Source organism: Caulobacter sp. UNC279MFTsu5.1, from assembly GCF_900114015.1.
In the GTDB taxonomy this organism is placed as follows: domain Bacteria; phylum Pseudomonadota; class Alphaproteobacteria; order Caulobacterales; family Caulobacteraceae; genus Caulobacter.
In genome coordinates this window covers 13,757-36,152 of sequence record NZ_FORN01000036.1, presented here as the reverse complement: position 1 = coordinate 36,152, position 22,396 = coordinate 13,757, and the positions used below count along the sequence as shown (strand labels likewise).

The following is a 22,396-nucleotide window of genomic DNA, read 5'->3' as shown; positions in this document are numbered from 1 at the left end:
AAGTCATGCGCCTCGACGCCTTCGCCCCGGCCAAGGTCAATCTGTTCCTGCACGTCGGCGGGCCCGACGCGGCCGGCTATCATCCGATCTCCAGCCTGATGCTGTTCGCCGACGTCGGCGACCGGGTCAGGCTGCAGGCGGCCGACGCGCCCGGCTTCGAGGCGACGGGGCGGTTCGGCGGCCAGATCCCGCTGGACGGCGGCAATCTGGTGGTGCGGGCGGCTAACGCCCTGCGCGACCGCCTGGGCGGGCCGGTCCCGCCGTTCCGCCTGATCCTCGACAAGGCCCTGCCGATCGCCGCCGGCCTGGGCGGCGGCTCCAGCGACGCGGGAGCCGCCCTGAGGCTGCTGCGCGAGGCCCTGGCGCCCGACCTGCCCGACGGCGACCTGGAGGCCGTGGCCGCCAGCCTGGGCGCCGACGGCGCGGCCTGCCTGTGGGGCGCGCCGGTGATGGCCCAGGGCCGGGGCGAACGCCTGTCGCCCGCGCCGGCCCTGCCCGAGCTGCACGCCGTGCTGGTCAATCCGCTGGTTCCCTCACCAACGGGCGCCGTCTATCGCGCCTATGACGCGGCCGTCGCGCCCGACGGGGAAGCGCCGCCGCCGCTGCCGGACGGGCTGGCCAGCATCGAGGAGGTCTGCGCCTGGCTGGCTGGCTTTACCCGCAACGACCTGCAGGCGCCGGCCGTGACCCTGGAGCCGCGCATCGGCCAGGTGCTGGACCTGCTGGCCGGCGAGCCCGAGACCCTGCTGGCCCGGATGTCCGGCTCCGGCGCCACCTGCTTCGCCCTGTGCGCCGGCGACATCGAGGCCGAGGGCCTGGCCGAGCGGATCGAGCGGATGCGGCCCGACTGGTGGGTCCGGCGCTGCCGGCTGGGCGGGCCGTTCGCGTGACGGTCGCCTTGCTCGGCGACGAGCGGGACCGCGCGTCACGGCGCAGCTCATAGAGAAAAGGCCCGGAAGCCGAAGCTTCCGGGCCTTCCTTTTGTCGTCCGAACCCCAGCCTTAGCTGTGGTAGGCGCGTTCGCCGTGCTCGGAGATGTCCAGGCCTTCTTCCTCGGATTCCGGCGAAGCCTTCAGGCCGATGATCAGCTTGATCACGAAGAAGACGATGGCCGAGGCGACGGCCGACCAGACGATGGTCACGCCGACGGCCTTGACCTGGCTCATCACCTGGGTGGCCAGGCTGTAGACGGCCGTGTCGCAGGTCGAGATGTCGCCGTCCTTGGCGCAGCTGGCGTAGTCGACGACGCCGGCGCCGCCCCACTTGGGATTGACCAGCAGGCCGGTGCCGATGGCGCCGACGATGCCGCCGATGCCGTGGATGCCGAAGGCGTCCAGGCTGTCGTCGTACTTCAGCGCGTTCTTCACGACCGAGCAGAAGAAGATGCAGATCGGCGAGACCACCAGGCCGAGGATCAGCGCGCCCATCGGGCCGGCGAAGCCGGCGGCCGGGGTCACGGCGACCAAGCCGGCCACGATGCCCGAAGCCAGGCCCAGGGCCGACGGCTTCTTGCGGGTGACCCATTCCACCACGATCCAGGACAGGCCGGCGGCGGCGGTGGCGACGAAGGTGTTGATCATCGCCAGCGAGGCGTAGCCGTTGGCTTCCAGGTTGGAGCCGGCGTTGAAGCCGAACCAGCCCACCCACAGCAGGCCGGCGCCGACCAGGGTCAGGGTCAGGGAGTGCGGGGGCATCGGCTCCTTGCCGTAGCCTTGGCGCTTGCCCAGGATCAGGGCGCCGACCAGAGCGGCGATGCCGGCGTTGATGTGGACGACGGTGCCGCCGGCGAAGTCGAGGGCGCCGAAGCTCCAGCTCAGGCCGGCCTTGATCGGGTCGGTCGGGTGCAGGGCGATGGCGTCAGGACCCGGCCACCACCAGACCATGTGGGCGATCGGATAGTAGGAGAGCAGGGGCCACAGGACGGCGAAAACCACGGCGGCCGAGAACTTGAAGCGCTCCACCAGCGAACCGACGACCAGGGCGGCGGTGATCGCGGCGAAGGTCGACTGGAAGACGATGAAGGTCAGCTCGGGGATGACGACGCCGGTCGAGAACGTGGCGACCACGCTCGACGGGGTGACGCCGGTCAGGAACAGACGGCTGAGGCCGCCGACGAAGGTGTCCCAGCTGCCGCCGTCGGTGAAGGCGAAGCTGTAGCCCCACAGCACCCAGGCGACGATGCCGATGATGGCGACGGTCGAGACCTGCATCATGACCGACAGCATGTTCTTCGAACGGACCAGGCCGCCGTAGAACAGGGCCAGCCCCGGGATGATCATCAGCAGGACCAGCAGCGACGAGACCAGCATCCAGGCGTTGTCGCCCTTGTCCTGCTTGTCGACGATGGTCGCCGGAGCGGCCGCGGCCGGAGCCGGAGCGGCGGCCGGCGTCGCGGCGGGGGCGGGCGTGGCCGCGGCCGGGGCGGCGGCGGCCGGAGCCGCCGTGTCCTGGGCGAAGGCGACGGCGCCCAGCGGAGCCCCCGCCAAGGTCGCGGCGAGCATCAGCCCGGCCAGCGGTTTAAAGTGCAGTCTCATCGTTGGTATCCCCTTTTCCCCGACGAATTACAAAGCGGCCGGGCCGGTTTCGCCGGTCCGGATGCGAACGGCTTCCTCGACATTGAGGACGAAGATCTTGCCGTCGCCGATCTTGCCCGTGGCCGCCGCGGCCTTGACCGCCTCGACCGCCTTGGCCGCCGACGCGTCGTCGACGACGGCTTCCAGCTTCACCTTCGGCACGAAGTTCACTTGGTATTCGGCGCCGCGATAGATTTCGGTCTGGCCCTTCTGACGGCCGTAGCCCTTGACCTCGGACACCGTCAGGCCTTCGACGCCCGCGGCGACGAGCGCCTCGCGGACCTCGTCGAGCTTGAAGGGTTTGACGATCGCTATGATCAGTTTCATCCGCCTTGCTCCGACCCGCCGACTGAGCGGGCTCCCCTTAGAATTGGTTTTAGAGCGCGTTGCTCACTCGACACCGCGACGCAGGCTCATGAGTCCGCATCGTTTCCCCGGCGTCTTCACGCTATCGGTCGCGCTTCCCCCATGGCTGTCGCACGGTAGGGAATTGGAAACGAAAGGGACGTGGCGCCTTTATTTTAGGCATGGGCGACCTTTGGCGCCGAAAAAGTCGGCGTTTCAGCGTTCGAAAGGACCGGTTGGCTCAGCTTGTCGCGAACCGTATACAATCGCCGGCCTTCGTCGCGATCTGGAGTTTCCACCGCCCCATGCCTTCCGTCTTGTTCAAGATCGCGCCCTGGTGCCTGCTGATCGCCTCGAACGTCTTTATGACCTTCGCCTGGTACGGCCACCTGAAGAGCCGCACGACGACGATGCTGATGGCTATCGTCACCAGCTGGCTGATCGCCTTGCCGGAATACATGCTGGCGGTGCCCGCCAACCGCCTGGGCCACAACGTCTACACCACCGCCCAGCTGAAGACCGGACAGGAGGCGATCACCCTGGTCGTCTTCACGCTGTTCTCGGTCTTCTACCTGGGCGAGGCGATCAGCTGGAAGACGCTGGTCGGGTTCGGCTTCATCTTCGTGGGCGTGGCGATCGTGATGTTCTTCAAGTAGAGCGTTCACGACCCCGTGATCCGCGCAACGGAGTCCAAGGCCGAAACGCTGTTGTGGCTGTATTCCTCCAGAAGGATCAGCCCCATGTTTGTGCGTATCGCCACCGCAGCCGCCGCCCTGGCGCTGATGTCCGGCGCGGCCATGGCTCAATCGACGGCGCCTCAGACCACGACGCCGCAGACCATGCCAGGCGTCCCGGTGAACCCGGACCCGACCGCCGCGGCGCCGGCCGACCAGACCCTGCCTCCCGCCCCCGCGGCCACGCCGCCGACCGACCCGATGACCTCGATGACGGCGCCGACCGGCACGGCCACCGACACCGCCGGCCGCGTCTCGTCGATGCCGGCCGAGCAGCAGGCCACGCTGAAGGCCGGCGACCCCAACGTGACCTCCAATCCGCCGATCGCCGACACCCCGCAAAACCGCAAGCTCTACGGGGCGCCGCTGTCGAACGCCGGCAAGCGCTCCGCCGCCAGGGGCAACTAAGCCCTCCGACGGTCCAACATCGCTTGAAGCGCCAGTCGGCGGGCCCTATGGTCCGCCGACTTTTTTCTGGCCCTGTTCGGACCCTGATGCCCGCCGCGAAAACCCAAGAAAAACCCAAATCCTTTCAGGACCTGATCCTGACGCTCCACGACTATTGGAGCGCCCAGGGCTGCGTGATCCTGCAGCCGCACGACGTCGAGGTGGGGGCGGGGACCCTGCACCCGGCCACGGTGCTGCGCGCGCTCGGCCCCAAGCCCTGGAACGCGGCCTATGTCCAGCCCTCGCGCCGTCCGGGCGACGGCCGCTATGGCGAGAACCCCAACCGCCTGCAGCACTATTACCAGTACCAGGTGATCCTGAAGCCGAACCCGCCCAACATGCAGGACCTCTATCTGGGGTCGTTGGAAGCCATCGGCCTGGACCTGCGCACCCACGACATCCGCTTCGTCGAGGACGACTGGGAAAACCCCACCGTCGGCGCCTGGGGCCTGGGCTGGGAGGTCTGGTGCGACGGCATGGAAGTCAGCCAGTACACCTACTTCCAGCAGGTGGGCGGGCTGGACGTCTCGCCGGTGGCCGGCGAGCTGACCTACGGCCTGGAGCGCCTGGCCATGTACGTGTTCGGCGTCGACAACGTCTACGACCTGCCGTTCAACGATCCCGACGCGCCGCTGGGCCACCTGACCTATGGCGACGTGTTCCTGGAGAACGAGCGCCAGCAGTCGGAAGCCAACTTCCACGGCTACGACGTGGCCGTGCTCAAGCGCCAGTTCGAGGACATGGAGCAACAGGTCCCGCTGATGCTGGCGCGCTCCTACCAGGGCAAGTCCCTGGTCCTGCCGGCCTACGACATGGTCCTCAAGGCCAGCCACCTGTTCAACCTGATGAACGCCCGCGGCGCGATCGCCGTCGCCGAGCGCGCCAGCTACATCGGCCGCATCCGCGACCTGTGCAAGCTGTGCGCCAGCGCCTGGGTCGAACAGCAGGACGCCGCCTGATGCGCGCGCTGTTCTGCGTGGGCCTGGCCGCCCTGGCGCTAGGGGCCTGCGGGCCGGCCCAGACCGCGCCGTCCCAGGGGCAGGGCGAGGGACAGGCTGTCGCGGCCGAGGACCAGATCGTCAATTTCGGCGCGGACGACGCCGAGATGAACGCCGCCATCGCCGCGGCCCGCAAGACGCTGCCGGTGTTCTGGAACCATCTGCGGACCAAGCCCGGCGAGCCCTCGTCGCTGAAGGTCGGCCTAGCCACGTCGAACGGTCACGAACACATCTGGGTGTCCGACATCGAGGCCAAGGGCGACACGATCACCGGCCGCCTGGCCAACGATCCCGACAACCTGCCGGGCCTGAAGCTGGGCTCGCCGGTCACCTTCACCAGGGCCCAGATCTCCGACTGGGCCTACGAGAAGAACGGCAAGCTCTACGGCCACTACACGACCCGCATCGTCATCAAGCACATCGACCCCGCCGAAGCGGCGCAGGTGCGCGCGATGCTCTCTGAAAATCCTGTCGAGTCCGACGCATCCTGATGCCCCAACTCCTTCTCGAACTGTTCTCCGAAGAGATCCCCGCCCGCATGCAGGCCGGCGCCGCGCGCGACCTGGAGCGCATGGCGCGCGAGCACCTGGCCGCCGCCGGCTTCCTGCCCGAGGCTCTGAAGACCTTCGCCGGCCCGCGCCGCCTGACCCTGGTGGTCGAGGGCCTGCCGATCGCCCAGGCCGATCGCAAGGAGGAGCTGAAGGGGCCGCGCGTCGGCGCCCCGCCGCAAGCCCTGGAAGGCTTCCTGCGCAAGGCGGGCCTGACCCAGGATCAGCTGGTCGAGCGCGACGGCGTCTGGATGGCCTTCATCGAGAAGACCGGCCGCCCGACGACGCAGATCGTCGCCGAGATGGTCGAGGCGATCATCCGCGGCTTCCCCTGGCCCAAGTCGATGACCTGGGGGGCGTCCAAGCTGCGCTGGGTGCGGCCGCTCAAGCGCATCCTCTGCGTGTTCGACCGCGAGGTCGTGCCGTTCGCCATCGAGGGGATCGAGGCCGGCGACGTCACCGAGGGCCACCGCTTCATGCGCGTCGGCTACGGCTGGGGCGGCCAGCCGTTCAAGGCGCGCGACTTCGACGAATACGCCAAGGGCCTCCTCGACCACTTCGTCGTGCTGGACGTCGAGGAGCGCAAGAGCCGCATCCTGGAAGGCTGCAAGACCCTGTGCTTCGCCCGGAACCTGGAGTTGGTTGAGGACCTGGGTCTGCTCGAGGAAGTCGCCGGCCTGGCCGAATGGCCGACCCCGGTGCTGGGCGACATGGACCCAGCCTTCCTGGACCTGCCGGGCGAGGTGATCCGCACCTCGATGCGCACCCACCAGAAGTATTTCGCGGTCCGCGACCCGGCCACTGGTGGCCTAGCCCCGCACTTCATCACCATCGCCAACGTCCAGTCGGCCGACGGCGGCAAGGTGATCGCCGAGGGCAACGCCAAGGTGCTGTCCTCGCGCCTGTCCGACGCCCGGTTCTTCTGGGACGAGGACGTCAAGGTCGGCTTCGAGCCGTGGCTGGACAAGCTGAACGGCGTGACCTTCCACGCCAAGCTGGGCACCATGGCCGAGCGGGTGGAGCGCATCGTCGCCCTGGCTACTTGGATTGCGCCGCAGGTGGGCGCCGACGTTGAAAAGGCCAGAGAAGCCGCGCGCTTGGCCAAGGGCGATCTCGCCTCACAGATGGTGGGCGAGTTCCCTGAACTACAGGGTCTGATGGGCGGCTACTACGCCCGCGAATTTGGCCTCGACGCTGACATCGCCGGCGCCATCCGCGACCACTACAAGCCCCAGGGGCCGTCCGACGCTGTTCCGGCCGCACCGCTTAGCGTGGCGGTGGCTCTGGCGGACAAGCTCGACACCCTGGCCGGCTTCTTCGTCATCGACGAGAAGCCGACCGGCTCCAAGGACCCTTATGCGCTGCGTCGCGCCGCCCTAGGTGTGATCCGCACGATCCTGGATGGCGGCCACCGCTTGCCATTGTTATTCGCGGGGGGCAGCGCGCTACTGGGTTTCGTACGTCTCTTCAAGTCGGGCATGCTCAACGTATCGCTTCGGCCTGACGCGCCACTGCCGGAGGACGAAGATTCACGCGCCGCCCGGGCGGTAGTCTACGACCTTCTCGCCTTCTTCGCTGACCGCCTGAAGGTCACGCTCAAGGACCAGGGCAAGCGTCACGACCTCGTCGACGCCGTGTTCGCGCTCGGCGACGACGACCTGGTGCGCATCGTCGCCCGGGTCGAGGCGCTGGACGGGTTCCTCAAGACCGATGACGGCAAGAACCTGCTGGCCGGCTACAAGCGCGCCTCCAACATCCTCAAGGCGGAGGAGAAGAAGGGCTGGAAGGCGCAAGGCGGCCGCGAGATCCTGCCCGACGCCTCGGCTCCGGAGGTGCAACTGCACGACGCCCTGCGGATGATCGAAAAGCCGCTGGCCGACGCCCTGGCCGCCGAGGACTTCACCGCCGCCATGCGGGAGCTGGCCGGCCTGCGCGGCCCGGTCGACGCCTTCCTGGACGGGGTGTTCGTCAATTCGGACGTCCCGGCCGAACGCGACAGCCGCCTGAAAACCCTGGCCGCTGTCCGCGACGCCATGGGCCAGGTGGCCGACTTCTCGCTGATCGGCGGGTAGGGGGCCGGGCTCCGAACCCACCACCGATCGTCATTCTCGCCCTTGTGGCGAGAATCCCTTTGTCCGCCGCACGGGCAGCGGTGTGGCGCGCCGGCGCGCCAAGGTGACGCCCTTGCGGGCTGAACCAGGGATTCTCGCCACAAGGGCGAGAATGACGGAGGGTTGGGTTTGGCTAGACCTGTCGCGGAACTGGCGTCCACTCGAACACCGACGCGTATAGATCGTCCCAATGTGGATTGTCGGCCTCGATCAGATTGATCTTCCATTGGCGGGGATAGCGCTTGAGCGAGGTCTCGCGCTGAATGGCTTCGGTCATCAGGTCGTGAACCTCGTACCAAACCAGGCGCGTAAGCCCATAACGCTTGGTGAAACCGCCTCGACCTTCGCGATGCTGGATGATGCGGCTGTGAAAATAGGCGGTGACGCCAGTATAGAGCGTGCCGCGATAGTGATCCGCCATCATGTAGACAGCGATCCAGGCTTCACGAGGAACCATGACGACGTCCTAGACAAGGGAGTCGTCAGCCAAACTTAGGGTCGACCGTCGAGGCAACGCGAGAAATCGTCGTCTTCGACTTTTATCGCCCCACCACCCTAAGCGACGGCCGTTCCGTCCGCGCCCGGCGCAGCGGGGCCTCGAAATGGAAGGTCGAGCCGGCGCCGGGCGTGCTGTCGACGCCGATCACGCCGCCCATCAGGGTGACGACGTCGTGGCTGATCGCCAGGCCCAGGCCCGAGCCCTCGTAGGCGCGGGTCATGGAGGTGTCGAGCTGCGAGAAGATCTTGAACAGCCGGGGGCGATGCTCCGGCGCGATGCCGACGCCGGTGTCGCGCACCTCGAACCGCAGGCCGGTTTCGGAGGCCCGCACCTCGACCCGCACCGAGCCGTGGTGCGTGAAGTTGACGGCGTTGGCGACCAGGTTGCCCAGCACCTGCCGCAGGCGGATCGGATCGCCGATCCAGGCGCCTTCGCAGCCCGGCGCCACCGCGAAGCTCAGGGCGATGCCCTTGTTGGCGGCCGCGCCCGAGAACAGGGCGCAGGTCGCCTCCACCAGGACCGGCAGGTCGAAGGGCTCGTCGCGCAGGCGAACCCGGCCGCTCTCCAGCCGCGCCATGTCGAGAATGTCGTTCAGCAGGGCCAGCAGCGCCTGGCCGGACTGGTGGATCAGGTCCAGGCGGCTGCGTTGGTGGTCCGGCAGCTGGTCGGCCTGCATGACCTGGGTCATGCCCAGGACCCCGTTCAACGGCGTGCGGATCTCGTGGCTCATATTGGCCAGGAACTGGGTCTTGGCGACGTTGGCGGCCTCGGCCTCCTCCTTGGCCGCGATCAGGGCGCGACGGCTGTCGGCCAGCTTGTGCAGGGCGTCGGTGACCCGCAGGAACAGGACGACGGCCGCGGCCAGCAGCGCGACGAAGACCAGAACGATCCAGGGGGCTCCGGCCTTGAGCAGCGAGGTGCCCGGATCGTGCGCCGTCCAGCTGAGCGCGCCGATCGGCTGGCCCCGGATGTCGTGCAGCGGGATGCTGGTGTCGCTGGACCGGCTCTCGGCGATCAACGACAGGCCCTCGATGCCCAGGTCCTGCCGCAGGCCGCGGGTGTAGGCCGTGCTGATCCGGCGCGCGGTGACCACCACCGCGGGCGGCGTTTCCCGCTGGGCGGCCGCGAGCGGGGCGGTCTCGGCGATCACGTCGGCGGCCGCCACCAGATAGATCTCGTCGCCGGACCGCACCAGGCCGGCGTCCGTGGTCGAATTCGCGAGGCCAAAGCGGTTGGCGCGGTGCACGGCCTGGGCCTTGGCGGCGACCCGGGCGATCAGCGGCGCGGCGTCGGCCGGCAGCGCGCCCAGGGCGTCGGCGGACACCCGGGCGCCCGCCAGCGACCCGTAGATCATTCGGCCGTCGCGTATGACGAAGGTCAGGTCGTGCTGGAAGTACTGATGGTAGTAGGCGCCGGTGTTGATGTCGGCCCAGGCCAGGTCGACGGGCGGGCCCATGGCCTTGGCGGCGTCGTCCCAGACCGTCGCCGAGGTCAGTTCGCGGGTCGTGCGCTGCAGGTCGCGCTGGATCGTGCGCTGGACCAGTTCGCGCTCGTCCTGGCTCTCCAGGCGGTCCAGCGAGCGGGCGGCGAACAGCATCAGGGCGACGCTGCCCAGGACCGAGACGGCCACCAGGACGATGGTCGCGCCGACGATCCAGTGCAGGGATCGTACGCCGCGCGTCACGGAGGAGGGATTGAGCCACGTCATGCCGCAGTCCTACCGCATTCCGGATCGCGACGGCGGAGGGCGCGGCTTTTGGTCACAGCGGCGTTTCGACTCGCCCGGCGCGGTCGCATCGCCGCCGTCGATCTGCTCTGCAACCGGCCCCGAACCCTAGCTTCACCATGGCGAGAAGGGGCGCATGGCGCCGGCCCCAAGACTCGGCGCGATGTTCGTCGATACGGGTATTCGCGCAAATCTCGGTCAGGACAACGTTGTCATTGGAAGAATTTGCCGAAATTTCGGTTTAGACTGCGAACCGCAAACCGTCGGTGGACGGCTTCTTTGACAAGATGCTACTGAACGCCCGGATATTGCAGTGCGGGATGGGCGTTACGCTCATTGTCCCAAGCCAGGACGGTTCCATCAGAGAGCCGCCGGTTTTTCACTATCGCAGGGTGAACAAGATATGCCGGTTGATACGCTGACCACGACGCAATGGGTCTATTCGTTCGGGGGGGGCGGCGCCGACGGCGACGCCAAGATGAAGAACCTGCTGGGGGGCAAGGGCGCCAATCTCGCCGAGATGTCGTCCCTGGGCTTGCCGGTGCCGCCGGGCTTCACGGTGACGACCGAGGCCTGCGTCCACTACTACGCCAACGGCAAGCAGTACCCGGCCGAACTGGCCGACCAGGTCAAGGCCGGCCTGGCGACGGTCGAGCAACTGACCGGCAAGCGCTTCGGCGACGTGGCCAACCCGCTGCTGGTGTCGGTGCGCTCGGGCGCCCGGGCCTCGATGCCGGGCATGATGGACACCGTCCTGAACCTGGGCCTCAACGACGAGACCGTCGAGGGCCTGGCCCAGCTCTCCGGCGACCGCCGGTTCGCCTATGACAGCTATCGCCGCTTCATCCAGATGTACTCCAACGTCGTGCTCGACCTAGAGCACCACATGTTCGAGGAGATCCTCGACGACCACAAGGACCGGCTGGACGTCACGGTCGACACGGCCCTGACGGCCGACGACTGGGCCGGGGTGATCAAGGACTACAAGGCCGCCGTGCGCGAGGCCCTGGGCAAGCCGTTCCCGCAGGACGCCCAGGAGCAGCTGTGGGGCGCGATCGGCGCGGTGTTCGCCAGCTGGATGAACGACCGGGCCAAGTTCTATCGCCGCATGCACGACATCCCCGAGGCCTGGGGCACCGCCGTCAATATCCAGTCGATGGTGTTCGGCAACATGGGCGAGACCTCGGCCACGGGCGTGGCCTTCACCCGCAACCCCAGCAACGGCGACGGCCGCCTCTACGGTGAGTTCCTGATCAACGCCCAGGGCGAGGACGTGGTGGCCGGCATCCGCACGCCGCAGTCCCTGACCAAGGCCGCCCGCGAGGAGATGGGCGACACGGCCCCCTCGATGGAAGAGGCGATGCCGACGGTGTTCGGCCAGTTCAAGACCGTGGTCGAGACGCTGGAGCGCCACTACCGCGACATGCAGGACATCGAGTTCACGGTCGAGCAGGGCAAGCTCTACATGCTGCAGACCCGCAGCGGCAAGCGCACGGCCAAGGCCGCCCTGAAGATCGCCGTCGACATGGCCGCCGAGGGCGTGATCAGCCGCGAGGAGGCCATCGGCCGCGTCGAGCCGGCCTCGCTGGACCAGCTGCTGCACCCGACCATCGACCCCACCGCCCATCGCGAGCTGATCGCCAAGGGCCTGCCGGCCTCGCCCGGCGCGGCCACGGGCAAGATCGTCTTCGACAGCGACGCCGCCGAAAAGGCCGCCGCCGCCGGCGAGGCCGTGATCCTGGTGCGCGAGGAGACCAGCCCCGAGGACATCCACGGCATGCACGCCGCGCGGGGCATCATCACCGCCCGGGGCGGCATGACCAGCCACGCCGCCGTGGTGGCGCGCGGCATGGGCCGGGCCTGCGTCAGCGGCGCGGGCGATGTGGCCATCTTCCCCAAGGAAGGGCTGTTCCGGGTGCGCGGCCGCGAGTTCAAGGCCGGCGAGACCATCACCATCGACGGCTCGACCGGCGAGATCCTGGTCGGCGCGCCCAAGATGATCGAGCCCGAGCTGACCGGCGACTTCGCCACCCTGATGGAATGGGCCGACGCGGCGCGCAGGATGAAGGTCCGCGCCAACGCCGAGACCCCGCTCGACGCCCAGACCGCCCGGCAGTTCGGCGCGGAAGGCATCGGCCTGTGCCGCACCGAGCACATGTTCTTCGACGACACCCGGATCGCCGCCGTGCGCGAGATGATCCTGGCCGACGACGAGGCCGGCCGCCGCGCCGCCCTGGCCAAGATCGCGCCCTTCCAGAAAGCCGACTTCGTCGAGCTGTTCACGATCATGGAGGGCCTGCCGGTCACCATCCGCCTGCTGGACCCGCCGCTGCACGAATTCCTGCCGCATACGGAGGAAGACGTCGCGGCGGTGGCCGAGGCCACGGGCCTGGACGCCGGCAAGCTGCTGCGCCGGGCCAAGGAGCTGCACGAGACCAACCCGATGCTGGGTCACCGCGGTTGCCGCCTGGGCGTGTCGTATCCCGAGATCTACGAGATGCAGGTGCGGGCGATCCTCGAGGCGGCCTGCGACATCGCCAAGTCCGGCAAGGCCGCGCCGATTCCCGAGATCATGCACCCGCTGGTCGCCAAGGGCGAGGAGATGAAGTACCTGCGCGACCTGACCGACCGCACCGCCAAGGCGGTGCTGGAAGAGCAGGGCGTGGATCTTCAGTACACGGTCGGCACCATGATCGAACTGCCGCGCGCCGCCCTGCGGGCCGGCGACCTGGCCGCCAACGCCGCGTTCTTCAGCTTCGGCACCAACGACCTGACCCAGACCACCTTCGGCATCAGCCGCGACGACGCCGGCAAGTTCCTGGGCGCCTATATCGACAAGGGCATCTTCGACAAGGACCCCTTCGTCAGCCTCGACCAGGAGGGCGTCGGCGACCTGATCCGCATCGCCGCCGAGCGCGGCCGCGCGGCCCGTCCGGACGTCAAGCTGGGCATCTGCGGCGAGCACGGCGGCGACCCCGCCTCGATCACCTTCTGCGAGAGCGTCGGCCTGGACTACGTGTCCTGCTCGCCCTACCGCGTGCCGATCGCTCGCCTGGCGGCGGCCCAGGCGGCGCTGAACGGCAAGTAGCGATCCCGCGACGTCGACAAGGAAAGGGCCGCGCGATGCAGATCGCGCGGCCCTTTCTGCGTTCGAAGGGTCAGCCCACCTTCTCGCTCCACAGGTCCAGGTCGCTCTCGCGGCCGATCAGGGCCAGGCCCGAGGCGATGGATTCGAACTCGCCGCCGCTCTCGATCTTCGCCGCGCCGAAGCGGCGCAGGAAGATCTCGCGCACGGCCGGGACGAACGAGCTGCCGCCCGTGAGGAAGACGCGGTCGACGCCGTCCGGCCCCAGGCCCGAGCGCTCCAGCGCCTGGTCGACGGCGGTCTCGATGGCCTTCAGCTCCGGGGCGATCCAGCCCTCGAAGTCCGTGCGCCGGACGGCTTTCTCGATCAGCACCGAGCCGGCCTCGAAGCGGAACGTCGCCTCGTCCCGGCTCGACAGCGCCTCCTTCAGGGCCGAGACGGCGCGGTAGAGGGCGTAGCCGTGGTTGTCGTCCAGCACTTCGATCAGGCGGGCGATCTTCTCGGGCTCCATCGCCGTGCGCTCCAGGGCGCGGATGTCGCGCATGTCCTTGGAGGCGCGCAGCAGGGCCAGCTGATCCCAGCGGGCGAAGGCGGTGTAGTAGCGCTGGGGGATCGGCAGACGGTTGTCGAACGCCTTGTAGAGGCTGCCTTTGCCCAGCTCGGGTGAGACCAGCTGGTCGATGATCCGGTAGTCGAACGCGTCGCCGGCCACGCCGACCCCCGAGCGGGCCAGGGCGGTGGAGCGCAACTTGTCGCCCCCATTTTCAGAAGGGACCCGCTCGAACCGCACGATCGAGAAGTCGCTGGTGCCGCCGCCGAAGTCGGCGACCAGCACGGTGGCGTCCTGCTTCAGCTGGCGGGCGAAGAAGAACGCCGCACCGACGGGCTCGTAGGCGTAGCGGATGTCGTTGAAGCCCAGGCGCCGGAAGCCGGCCTCGTAGCGCGCCAGGGCCAGGGCCTCGTCCGGATTGCCGCCGGCGAAGGTCACCGGCCGGCCGACGATCACCCGCGGCGGCAGGGTGTCCATCGCCGCGCCGCCATGGGCCTTCAGCTTCAGCAGGAAGTCCGACAGCAGGTCCTCAAATAGGTAGCGCTTGTTGAGGATCTTGGTCTCGGTGAAGGCGGCGCTGGCGGCGAAGGTCTTGAACGACTGGATGAAGCGGGTCTCCAGCGGGTCCTCGACATAGGCCTCGATCGCCCAGGGGCCGGCCTCGGTCACCAGTTCGTTCGGCCGGCCGTTGACGCCCATGACGGCGTGGAAGCTCAGGGCCGAGCGGAAGGCGAAGATGTCGCCGCCCGCCGCCGGGAACCTGACCAGGGTGGCGGGGCCGTCGCCATGGGTCATCGAGACCACGGTGTTGGTCGTGCCGAAATCGATGCCGATCGTCGTTTGCGGAACGGACGTCATGGGAGCGCCTGGGCGGGAGGAGGGCAGGGTTCCTAACCTCCCAGGCGCTGGCGTCAAGCGCGGGGCGGCGCATTCGACAAAGACGCTTGGCGGTTCGCGCTTGGTGGCCGAGCCTTGGGCATGCATCGCAGACGATTCCTGGCCGCCGCGGGCGCCGCCGCCGTTCCCGCCTTCGTCCCCCACCGGGCCCGCGCGGTCACGCCGGACGGGACCTTCCTAGTCGACAGCCGCGTGCTGGGCGGCCAGCGCCGGGTCAATGTGGCCCTGCCGCCGGGCTATGCGGACGGCCAGGAGCGGTTCCCAACCCTCTACCTGCTCGACGGCGGGGTGGTTCAGGAGGATTTCCCCAAGATCACCGACTTCGTCTCGCAGATGGTCGCCGCCGGCGCCTTGGCCCCGATGATCGTGGTCGGGATCGAGGGCGTCGACCGCAAGCACGACCTGACCCACCCGGCGACCTTCGCCGACGACGTCAAGCGGCTGCCGCAGTCCGGCGGTTCCGCGGCCTATCGCCGTTTTCTCGTCGATGAACTGCGGCCCTGGGTGAAGGCGCGCTACCGCGTCGACGGCCGCAGCGGGTTGATCGGCGAATCCCTGGCCGGCCTGTTCGTGGTCGAGACCTTTCTGCGCGAGCCCCGGGCTTTCGACGCCTATCTGGCCGCCAGCCCCAGCCTGTGGTGGGACGACCAGAGCCTGTCACGCCAGGCTCCGGCCCTGCTGAGGCGGGGCGGGTTCAAGGGGCGCCGTCTCTACCTGTCGATCGGCGACGAGGGGACGACGATGCAGGCGGGCGTCGATCGCGTGGTCGCCGCGCTCAGGGCCGCGCCGCCCAAGGGCCTGGCCTGGCGCTACGACCCCATGCCGAACGAGCACCACGGCACGATCTACGACCCGTCGACCAAGGCCGGACTGCCCTGGCTGTTCCCGCCGCATTGACTTCCCGGCCGGCCTCCTGTCGATACGCCGCTCAAGAGAGAGGGCGTGGGCCTTGGAAGATTTCGACGTCGTGGTGCTGGGCGCCGGCGCGGCCGGCATGATGTGCGCCATCGAGGCGGGCAAGCGCGGCCGCAAGGTGCTGGTCGTCGACCACGCCAAGGCCCCCGGCGAGAAGATCCGCATCAGCGGCGGCGGCCGCTGCAACTTCACCAACGTCAACACGGCCCCGGCCAACTTCCTGTCGGCCAATCCGAAGTTCTGCGTCTCAGCCCTGCGCCGCTATCGGCCAAGCGACTTCATCGCCCTGGTCCAGAAGTACGGCATCGCCTTCCACGAGAAGACCCTGGGCCAGCTGTTCTGCGACGGCTCGGCCCGTCAGGTCATCGACATGCTGCTGGCCGAGATGGAGCAGGCGGGCGTGACCCTGCGCCTGGAGACCGAGGTCAAGGGCGTGGCCAGGGACGGGGAGGGCTGGCGGGTCAGCTTCTCGCACGGGCCGGTGACCTGCCGTTCGGTCGTCGTCGCCACCGGCGGCAAGTCGATCCCCAAGATGGGCGCGACCGGCCTGGGCTACGAGATCGCCCAGCAGTTCGGCCTGGCCATCGTCGAGACCCGTCCGGCCCTGGTGCCGCTGACCTTCGAGGTCAAGACCCTGGAGCGCCTGGCCCCGCTGTCGGGCGTGGCCCTGGACGCGGTGGTCTCCAGCGGTAAGACGAAATTCGCCGAGGCCATGCTGTTCACCCACCGCGGCCTGTCCGGACCCTCGATCCTGCAGATCTCGTCCTACTGGCGCGAGGGGGGCGAGATCAGCGTGAACATGGCGCCGGGCGTCGACGTGTTCCAGGCGCTGCGGACCGCCCGGACCGCGACGCCCAAGCGGGCCTTGTCGACCGTGCTGGGCGAGATGCTGCCCAAGCGCCTGGCCCAGCTGATCGCCGAGGACGCCGGGGCCTACGGCAACATGGCCGATTGCTCGGACGTGCTGCTGCGCGGCGTGGCCGCGACGGTCAACGCCTGGACGTTCAAGCCGGTGGGCTCGGAAGGCTACCGGACCGCGGAAGTGACGCTGGGCGGGGTCGACACCGACGGCCTGGACTCGCGGACCCTGGAGGCCAAGGCGGCGCAGGGGCTGTATTTCATCGGCGAGGTGGTGGACGTCACCGGCTGGCTGGGCGGCTATAACTTCCAGTGGGCCTGGGCGTCGGGCTGGTGCGCGGGGCAGGCGGTTTAGGCCGCGCCGCCCCCTCCGGCCCTTCGGGCCACCTCCCCCAGAGGGGGAGGATCTACGCTGTGCAGATGCTCCCCCTCTGGGGGAGCTGTCGCGAAGCGACTGAGGGGGTCTTCACCCCCTCCGCCTCAAACTACTTCTTCTTGAACGGCGCCTTGCCGCCCGGCTTCTTGCCGAAGGCGGGCTTGGGACCGCCGAACGCCGGCTTGCCGCCGAAGTCGCCCCCGCTCTTGAAGGTCTTTGGGGCCTTGAACGGCTTGGGACCCTTGAACGGCTTGGCCGGGGCCGCGCCCGCGTCGGCGCGGGGCTTGCGGAACGGCTTTTCGGGCGTGGCGGCCGGATCGTAGGGCACGCTCTCGCGATCGGTGCGCGGGGCGCGACGCGGAGCGGCTTCGGCATGGGCGCGGGGCGCTTCGTCGCGCGGCTTGAACTCGCGCTTGGGACCTTCCGCGCGGGGTTTGAAGTCGCGCTTGGGCGCTTCGTCCCCTCTTTGATGGTCATTGGCGCGCGGCTTGTAGTCGCGCTTGGGCTCCTGGCCGCGGTCATAGGGCTTGGCGTTGCTCACGCCGTCGGCGCCGAACGCGGACGGACGAGGCGTATGGTCGCGCGAGCCCGGGGCGTTGGCGCGCGGACCGCGATCGTTGTCGCGCGGCGGACGCGGGGCGTACTCGCGGCGCGGCGCGTCGCTGTCGTCACGCGGCGGACGCGGGGCGTACTCCTTGCGCGGACCGGCGTCCCGGGCGGCCGGGGCCGTGGTCGGGGTGATGGTCACGTCGTCGCGCACGGTGGCCTGGACGGCGGCCCCGAACTTCACTTCCGCCTCGGCCGAGATCTCGAACTTGGTGTCGTAGTCGAAGATCCGGATCGAGCCGATGTCCTTCTTGGTGATGTGGCCCAGGCGGCAGATCAGCGGGATCAGCCATTTGGGGTCGGCGTTGTTGCGGCGGCCGGTGTTGAGGCGGAACCAGGCCGAGTTGGTCATGTCGGCGCGCGGTTCGCGTTCCGGGCGATCCCCGAAGTCGCCCCGGGGCGCGAAGTCGCGGTCGGCGAAGCGGTCGCCCCGATCGTTGGAGCGTTCGCCCCGGACGCGCGGGCCCGGATCGGCGCCATGGCGCGGGTCGTCGTAGATCTCTTCCGGGGCCGGCAGCTTGGCGCGGCGGGCGCGGATCAGGGCGGCGGCCAGTTCTTCCGGCGTGCGCTTCTCCAGCATGGCCGCGACCAGGCCGGCGTCGTCCTCGTTCGAGGCCTCGGCGAAGATCGGATCGTCCAGCAGGCGCTCGGTGTCCTTGACCCGAATCTCGTCGGCGGTCGGAGCGCCGCCCCACTGGCCTTCGACGCCGGCGGCCATCAGCAACTGCTCGGCCTTGCGGCGGCGAGTGTAGGGCACGACCAGGGCGCTGACGCCCTTCTTGCCGGCCCGGCCGGTGCGGCCCGAACGGTGCAGCAGGGTGGCCTTGTTGACCGGCAGCTCGGCGTGGATGACCAGGCCCAGGTCGGGCAGGTCCAGGCCGCGGGCGGCGACGTCGGTGGCGACACAGACGCGGGCGTGGCCGTCGCGCAGGGCCTGCAGGGCGTCAGCCCGTTCGCGCTGGCTCAGCTCGCCCGACAGGCCGACCACGGCGAAGCCGCGCTCGCGCAGCTTGCTGTGCAGGGCGCGGACGCTTTCGCGGGTGTTGGCGAACACCAGGGCGCCGGGGCTTTCGAAATAGCGCAGCAGGTTGACCACCGCGTGTTCGACCTCGTTGGGGGCCACGCGCACGGCGCGGTATTCGATATCGCGGTGGGGTTCGTTGCGGCCGATCGTGTCGATCCGCAGGGCGTCGTCCTGGTAGTTGCGGGCCAGGGCGATGATTTCGCGCGCCAGGGTGGCCGAGAACAGCAGGGTGCGGCGTTCCTTGGGCGCGGCGTCGAGGATGAACTCCAGGTCCTCGCGGAAGCCCATGTCGAGCATCTCGTCGGCCTCGTCTAGGACGGCGACCTTCAGCTCCGACAGGTCCAGGTGGCCGCGCTCGATGTGGTCGCGCAGGCGGCCGGGCGTGCCGACCACGATGTGGGCGCCGAAGTTCAGGGCCCGCTGCTCGCGGCGGGCGTCCATGCCGCCCACGCAGTTGACGACCACGGCGCCGGCCTCGGCGTAGAGCCAGGTCAGCTCGCGATTGACCTGGATGGCCAGTTCGCGGGTCGGGGCGATGACCAGGCACATCGGGGCGCCGGCCTTCTCGAACCGGTCGGCGTCGCCCAGCAGGGTGGGCGCGGCGGCCAGGCCGAAGGCGACGGTCTTGCCCGAGCCGGTCTGGGCGCTGACCAGCAGGTCGCGGCCGTTGGCGTCGGCTTCCAGCACGGCGGCCTGGACGGGGGTGGGCTCGAGATAACCTTGAGCGGCAAGAGCCCGCTCAAGAGCGGGGTGGGAGGCGGGGAAGGGCATACGGGTCCAGTTCGGTTCAAGCGAACGGCGCACACACAAACGCGCGCGGTCCGCACCACGACCAAATACGACCCCCAAATGGACCGTGTTCTTGGTCAATATCTTCAGAGAATAGACCTTTTTCGCCGGGATGCCGATGAGGGCGCGGTGAAACTCGGTCCGATGGGCCGCCTAAGGAGGCCAAAACCGTCCGGAAAGCAAGGGGCCTGGGGAAAGAATGCTGCGGTGCGGCGAAATGGCCGCGCGCCGACGAAGACCCGAAACGCAAAACGCCCGAGGCGGGACCCCGGGCGCTTCGCCGACCTCTCCTTCGAGCGGGAGAGAATAGAAGCCAGGAGCGCCCACCTGATTGCATCAGGTCGACGCTCCAGATCTTTGCTTTAACGCATTTTCTTCACGCGAACCGGTGTCCAATTCGCTCGAAAATGCTCTAGCGGCCGCGGACGCCGGTGACGGTCAGCGAGGCCTGGTTGTTGTTCAGCTGGGACCTGGCGCCGGCGACGGCGTCGCGGTGGCAGGCCGAGGCGGCCACGGCGCGCTTGACCTCCACGAAGCTGTGGGTGTCGGCGCCGCAGGCTTCCAGCGCGGCGTTATCGATGCGGCGCATCAGCACCCGGGCGTCCCGCGGATTGTCGAGGTTCAGCTTGGCCTTGGAGACCGGAATGCTGACGGTTTGCATATCGGCCGGCGCGGCGACGGCCAGCGGGGCGCCGGCGAGCAGGAGGAGCGCGGCGGTCGAGGCGAGGAGGGTCTTCATGGAACGACTTCCCTGGTTTCGGCGACGTCTCGGGGCGTCGCTCGGCTAGACGTCGCGCCGGATCCGCAAGCGGTTCGACGCGAAATCGAGTTCAGGACCTTGCATCTGCCTAAAAAGCGTCCGCGAAAAGCGAAAAAGGTCGACAAATCGGTCAAAAATCGAGCGATTTCGATTTTCGAAACGCGAAAAGTCGAATTCATTTGGGGGTTTAGCGACGGTTGAGCGCCGCCAAACTGAAATGTCAGATTCTTTTATAGGTCGCGCCAAAACGCCCGAAAATGACCCGCCCGATCCCGCGGAAGGATCGGGCGGGCGTTTGGCTAGAGATCCAGGTCGTCGGCCGCGAACTCGGCGTTTTCCTGGATGAAGCGGAAGCGCAGCTCGGGCTTGCGGCCCATCAGGGTCTCGACCAGGGCCTCGACCGCTTCCTCAGAGCGGGGAAGGGTGATCTTGGCCAGCGTCCGCACGGCCGGGTCCATGGTGGTCTCCTTGAGCTGGGAGGCCATCATCTCGCCCAGGCCCTTGAAGCGGCCGATCTCGGGTTTCTTGCCCTTGAACGTCGTGGCCAGCAGCTCGTCCTTGTGGGCGTCGTCGCGGGCGTAGGCGCTCTTGCCGCCATGGCTGATGCGGTACAGCGGCGGCAGGGCCAGGAACAGGTGACCCTGGCGGATCAGCTCGGGCATGGTCCGGTAGAAGAAGGTGATCAGCAGGCTGGCGATGTGGGCGCCGTCGACGTCAGCGTCGGTCATGATGATGATCCGCTCGTAGCGCAGATCCTCTTCCTTGTACCGATTGCCGCCCTGGGCCCCCAGCGCCAGCATCAGGTCGCTGAGCTCCTTATTGGCCGTGAACTTCTCGCCGCTGGCCGAGGCCACGTTGAGGATCTTGCCGCGCAGGGGCAGGATCGCCTGGTTCTTGCGGTTGCGGGCCTGCTTGGCCGAGCCGCCGGCCGAGTCGCCCTCGACGATGAACAGCTCGGCGCCGTCCACGGCCCCGGCCGCGCAATCGGCCAGCTTGCCGGGCAGGCGCAGCTTTCGGGTCGCCGAGGCGCGCTGGACTTCCTTGTCCTTGCGGCGCTTGAGGCGCTCCTCGGCCCGCTCGATCACGAACTCCAGCAGGGCTTGGGCGGCCTTGGGGCTGCCGGTCAGCCAGTGGTCGAACGGGTCGCGCAGGGCATTCTCGACGAAACGCTGGGCCTCGGACGACGACAGCTTCTCCTTGGTCTGGCCCTGGAATTCCGGGTTCTTGATGAACACCGAGATCAGGGCGCCCGCCTGGGCGATGACGTCGTCGGCGGTGATGATCGTCGCGCGCTTCTCGCCCTTAAGCTCGGCATAGGCCTTGAGCCCCCGGGTCAGGGCGGCGCGCAGGCCGCTTTCGTGCGTGCCGCCCTCGGGGGTCGGCACGGTGTTGCAGTACGACTGCATGAAGCCGTCGTGCTCGCCGAAGCCGCGCGGGGTCCAGGCGATGGCCCACTCGACGGCGCCGGCCTCGCCCTGGCGTTCGATGCGGCCCGAGAAGCTGTCGGGCGTGACCATCTCCAGCCCCTTGGTCCGCTCGGCCAGGAAGTCGGCCAGGCCGTTGGGGAAGTGGAAGGTGGCCTCGGCCGGGGTCTGGTCGTGGATGCGCGAGGCGTCGCAGGACCATTTGATCTGCACGCCGCGGAACAGATAGGCCTTGGAGCGGGCCATGCGGTACAGGCGCGCCGGCTTGAAGGCGCAGCCCTCGCCGAAGATCTGGTCGTCGGGCTTGAAGCGCACCTGGGTGCCGCGCTTCCGGCTGGGCTGGATCTTCTCGACCGGACCCAGCGGCTTGCCGCGCGCGAAGCTCTGGCGGTGCTCGAAGCCGTCGCGCCAGACGGTGACCTCGACCAGCTCCGACAGGGCGTTGACGACGCTGGCGCCGACGCCGTGCAGGCCGCCGGAGGTCTCGTAGGCCTTGCCGCTGAACTTACCGCCCGCGTGCAGGACGGTCATGATCACTTCCAGGGCCGACTTGCCCGGATGCTTGGGGTGGGGGTCGACCGGCATGCCGCGGCCGTCGTCGCGCACCGACAGGAAGCCGTCGGCGTCCAGCTTGACCTCGATGGTCTTGGCGAAGCCGGCCACGGCCTCGTCCATCGAGTTGTCCAGCACTTCGGCGAACAGGTGGTGCAGGGCGCGCTCGTCGGTGCCGCCGATGTACATGCCCGGGCGCATGCGCACGGGCTCCAGGCCTTCCAGCACCTCGATCGAGCTGGCGTCGTAACCGTCGGACGACGGGGGCGCGGCCGGGGCGCTGGGCTTGGCCGAGGGCGGGGGCGGGGCGGCCGCCCGCGGCGCGGGCTCGGGATGCGGCTCGCGGGCCGGGAAGGGCGAGGCGGGAACCGGGGCGAGGGCGTCGTCGCCGAACAGCGAGAAGTTGGGATCGTCTTTGGAGGACATTAGGGGAACATGCGTCGATTCGGCGGGAGCGCCTCGTATGGGCTCTGCGCCGTCTCCTGAAAAGGGGCTGCGTGCCCGCACGGCGATCGTCCCGGAAACCCGGAACAGCTTGAGGTTGGCGCATGCAACCGATCAGGGTTTGCCCGCCGCGGC

General features: G+C 68.8%; 17 protein-coding genes. 9 read left to right on the top strand and 8 right to left on the bottom strand.

The window, feature by feature from the left end:
• Positions 1-5 precede the first annotated feature (5 nt).
• Positions 6-890, top strand: a complete 885-nt coding sequence (locus BM066_RS18285; protein ID WP_089929843.1) for a 4-(cytidine 5'-diphospho)-2-C-methyl-D-erythritol kinase — start codon at positions 6-8, stop codon at positions 888-890.
• 111 nt (positions 891-1,001) lie between these two features.
• Here BM066_RS18285 and BM066_RS18280 read toward each other — a convergent pair whose 3' ends face one another.
• Together BM066_RS18280 and BM066_RS18275 are read right to left on the bottom strand one after the other, a co-directional pair.
• A complete protein-coding gene (locus BM066_RS18280) occupies positions 1,002-2,534 on the bottom strand; it encodes an ammonium transporter (protein ID WP_089929842.1) in 1,533 nt (510 codons plus the stop codon).
• A gap of 27 nt (positions 2,535-2,561) precedes the next feature.
• A complete protein-coding gene (locus tag BM066_RS18275) occupies positions 2,562-2,900 on the bottom strand; it encodes a P-II family nitrogen regulator (RefSeq protein WP_007665036.1) in 339 nt (112 codons plus the stop codon).
• 323 nt (positions 2,901-3,223) lie between these two features.
• Between BM066_RS18275 and BM066_RS18270 the strand changes: the two genes are divergently transcribed.
• The 5 genes from BM066_RS18270 (at position 3,224) to glyS (ending at position 7,717) form a co-directional block, all read left to right on the top strand.
• On the top strand, positions 3,224-3,574 hold the full coding sequence (locus BM066_RS18270; protein ID WP_089929841.1) for a DMT family protein: 351 nt from the start codon (positions 3,224-3,226) through the stop codon (positions 3,572-3,574).
• A gap of 84 nt (positions 3,575-3,658) precedes the next feature.
• On the top strand, positions 3,659-4,060 hold the full coding sequence (locus BM066_RS18265) for a hypothetical protein (RefSeq protein ID WP_089929840.1): 402 nt from the start codon (positions 3,659-3,661) through the stop codon (positions 4,058-4,060).
• A gap of 86 nt (positions 4,061-4,146) precedes the next feature.
• The gene (locus BM066_RS18260) at positions 4,147-5,058 is read left to right on the top strand and encodes a glycine--tRNA ligase subunit alpha (RefSeq protein ID WP_089929839.1); all 912 of its coding nucleotides are present in this window, start codon (positions 4,147-4,149) and stop codon (positions 5,056-5,058) included.
• Positions 5,058-5,588: a YegJ family protein gene (locus BM066_RS18255; RefSeq protein WP_089929838.1), complete on the top strand. Its 531-nt coding sequence runs from the start codon at positions 5,058-5,060 to the stop codon at positions 5,586-5,588. The genes BM066_RS18260 and BM066_RS18255 overlap by 1 nt, the downstream gene beginning before the upstream one ends.
• Positions 5,588-7,717 (top strand): glycine--tRNA ligase subunit beta, encoded by a 2,130-nt coding sequence (glyS, locus tag BM066_RS18250; RefSeq protein ID WP_089929837.1) that lies wholly within the window; start codon positions 5,588-5,590, stop codon positions 7,715-7,717. The genes BM066_RS18255 and glyS overlap by 1 nt, the downstream gene beginning before the upstream one ends.
• A gap of 172 nt (positions 7,718-7,889) precedes the next feature.
• Here the strand turns inward: glyS and BM066_RS18245 are convergent, their stop codons facing one another.
• Both BM066_RS18245 and BM066_RS18240 read right to left on the bottom strand, forming a co-directional pair.
• Positions 7,890-8,213 carry a GIY-YIG nuclease family protein gene (locus BM066_RS18245; RefSeq protein ID WP_089929836.1) on the bottom strand — a complete coding sequence of 108 codons (324 nt, stop codon included), beginning with the start codon at positions 8,211-8,213 and terminating at the stop codon, positions 7,890-7,892.
• A gap of 82 nt (positions 8,214-8,295) precedes the next feature.
• Positions 8,296-9,963, bottom strand: a complete 1,668-nt coding sequence (locus BM066_RS18240) for a sensor histidine kinase (RefSeq protein ID WP_089929835.1) — start codon at positions 9,961-9,963, stop codon at positions 8,296-8,298.
• A 421-nt stretch (positions 9,964-10,384) separates the two neighbouring features.
• Between BM066_RS18240 and ppdK the strand changes: the two genes are divergently transcribed.
• Complete coding sequence (gene ppdK / locus BM066_RS18235; protein ID WP_089929834.1) at positions 10,385-13,069, top strand: pyruvate, phosphate dikinase; 2,685 nt, start codon at positions 10,385-10,387, stop codon at positions 13,067-13,069.
• Positions 13,070-13,139: 70 nt separating this feature from the next.
• Here ppdK and BM066_RS18230 read toward each other — a convergent pair whose 3' ends face one another.
• Positions 13,140-14,474, bottom strand: coding sequence for an Hsp70 family protein (locus tag BM066_RS18230; protein ID WP_089929833.1), 1,335 nt, complete (start codon positions 14,472-14,474; stop codon positions 13,140-13,142).
• 120 nt (positions 14,475-14,594) lie between these two features.
• Between BM066_RS18230 and BM066_RS18225 the strand changes: the two genes are divergently transcribed.
• Both BM066_RS18225 and BM066_RS18220 read left to right on the top strand, forming a co-directional pair.
• The gene (locus BM066_RS18225) at positions 14,595-15,410 is read left to right on the top strand and encodes an alpha/beta hydrolase (protein WP_089929832.1); all 816 of its coding nucleotides are present in this window, start codon (positions 14,595-14,597) and stop codon (positions 15,408-15,410) included.
• A 52-nt stretch (positions 15,411-15,462) separates the two neighbouring features.
• Positions 15,463-16,641, top strand: coding sequence for a BaiN/RdsA family NAD(P)/FAD-dependent oxidoreductase (locus BM066_RS18220; protein ID WP_089929831.1), 1,179 nt, complete (start codon positions 15,463-15,465; stop codon positions 16,639-16,641).
• A gap of 130 nt (positions 16,642-16,771) precedes the next feature.
• Here BM066_RS18220 and BM066_RS18215 read toward each other — a convergent pair whose 3' ends face one another.
• The 3 genes from BM066_RS18215 to parE all read right to left on the bottom strand — a co-directional run bounded on the left by BM066_RS18215 (position 16,772) and on the right by parE (position 22,243).
• Positions 16,772-19,063, bottom strand: a complete 2,292-nt coding sequence (locus BM066_RS18215; RefSeq protein ID WP_089929830.1) for a DEAD/DEAH box helicase — start codon at positions 19,061-19,063, stop codon at positions 16,772-16,774.
• Between the two features lie 430 nt (positions 19,064-19,493).
• Positions 19,494-19,820: a UrcA family protein gene (locus tag BM066_RS18210; RefSeq protein ID WP_089929829.1), complete on the bottom strand. Its 327-nt coding sequence runs from the start codon at positions 19,818-19,820 to the stop codon at positions 19,494-19,496.
• Between the two features lie 320 nt (positions 19,821-20,140).
• Complete coding sequence (gene parE, locus BM066_RS18205) at positions 20,141-22,243, bottom strand: DNA topoisomerase IV subunit B (RefSeq protein ID WP_089929828.1); 2,103 nt, start codon at positions 22,241-22,243, stop codon at positions 20,141-20,143.
• Positions 22,244-22,396 lie beyond the last annotated feature (153 nt).

Coding starts and splice junctions, on each gene's coding strand:
- BM066_RS18285 (WP_089929843.1), top strand. CDS start 6: ATGCGCCTCGACGCCTTCGCCCCGGCCAAGGTCAATCTGTTCCTGCAC.
- BM066_RS18280 (WP_089929842.1), bottom strand. CDS start 2,534: ATGAGACTGCACTTTAAACCGCTGGCCGGGCTGATGCTCGCCGCGACC.
- BM066_RS18275 (WP_007665036.1), bottom strand. CDS start 2,900: ATGAAACTGATCATAGCGATCGTCAAACCCTTCAAGCTCGACGAGGTC.
- BM066_RS18270 (WP_089929841.1), top strand. CDS start 3,224: ATGCCTTCCGTCTTGTTCAAGATCGCGCCCTGGTGCCTGCTGATCGCC.
- BM066_RS18265 (WP_089929840.1), top strand. CDS start 3,659: ATGTTTGTGCGTATCGCCACCGCAGCCGCCGCCCTGGCGCTGATGTCC.
- BM066_RS18260 (WP_089929839.1), top strand. CDS start 4,147: ATGCCCGCCGCGAAAACCCAAGAAAAACCCAAATCCTTTCAGGACCTG.
- BM066_RS18255 (WP_089929838.1), top strand. CDS start 5,058: ATGCGCGCGCTGTTCTGCGTGGGCCTGGCCGCCCTGGCGCTAGGGGCC.
- glyS (WP_089929837.1), top strand. CDS start 5,588: ATGCCCCAACTCCTTCTCGAACTGTTCTCCGAAGAGATCCCCGCCCGC.
- BM066_RS18245 (WP_089929836.1), bottom strand. CDS start 8,213: ATGGTTCCTCGTGAAGCCTGGATCGCTGTCTACATGATGGCGGATCAC.
- BM066_RS18240 (WP_089929835.1), bottom strand. CDS start 9,963: ATGACGTGGCTCAATCCCTCCTCCGTGACGCGCGGCGTACGATCCCTG.
- ppdK (WP_089929834.1), top strand. CDS start 10,385: ATGCCGGTTGATACGCTGACCACGACGCAATGGGTCTATTCGTTCGGG.
- BM066_RS18230 (WP_089929833.1), bottom strand. CDS start 14,474: ATGACGTCCGTTCCGCAAACGACGATCGGCATCGATTTCGGCACGACC.
- BM066_RS18225 (WP_089929832.1), top strand. CDS start 14,595: ATGCATCGCAGACGATTCCTGGCCGCCGCGGGCGCCGCCGCCGTTCCC.
- BM066_RS18215 (WP_089929830.1), bottom strand. CDS start 19,063: ATGCCCTTCCCCGCCTCCCACCCCGCTCTTGAGCGGGCTCTTGCCGCT.
- BM066_RS18210 (WP_089929829.1), bottom strand. CDS start 19,820: ATGAAGACCCTCCTCGCCTCGACCGCCGCGCTCCTCCTGCTCGCCGGC.
- parE (WP_089929828.1), bottom strand. CDS start 22,243: ATGTCCTCCAAAGACGATCCCAACTTCTCGCTGTTCGGCGACGACGCC.